The sequence below is a fragment of the Serratia nevei genome, from assembly GCF_024160145.1.
In the GTDB taxonomy this organism is placed as follows: domain Bacteria; phylum Pseudomonadota; class Gammaproteobacteria; order Enterobacterales; family Enterobacteriaceae; genus Serratia; species Serratia nevei_A.
This window is the reverse complement of sequence record NZ_JAMYWQ010000168.1, coordinates 1-381: the sequence shown is the minus strand read 5'-3', so window position 1 is coordinate 381 and position 381 is coordinate 1. Positions and strand designations below refer to the sequence as shown.

Annotated in this window: 1 rRNA gene; it reads left to right on the top strand. The window is 54.3% G+C overall.

What is annotated here, in order from left to right:
• A 16S ribosomal RNA gene (locus tag M6G53_RS25265) occupies positions 1-381 on the top strand; the annotation flags it as partial.

Here is a 381-nt window from a genome sequence, read left to right as displayed (position 1 = left end):
AATTACTGGGCGTAAAGTGTGCGCAGGCGGCGCCGCAAGTCGAGTGTGAAAGCCCCGAGCTTAACTTGGGAATTGCGCTCGAAACTATGGTGCTGGAGTGTGGCAGAGGAAGGTGGAATTCCACGTGTAGCGGTGAAATGCGTAGAGATGTGGAGGAACACCGATGGCGAAGGCAGCCTCCTGGGCCAACACTGACGCTCATGCACGAAAGCGTGGGGAGCAAACAGGATTAGATACCCTGGTAGTCCACGCCCTAAACGATGACGACTAGTTGTTGGGGGAGTTAAATCCCTCAGTAACGCAGCTAACGCGTGAAGTCGTCCGCCTGGGGAGTACGGTCGCAAGATTAAAACTCAAAGGAATTGACGGGATGGATAGAGG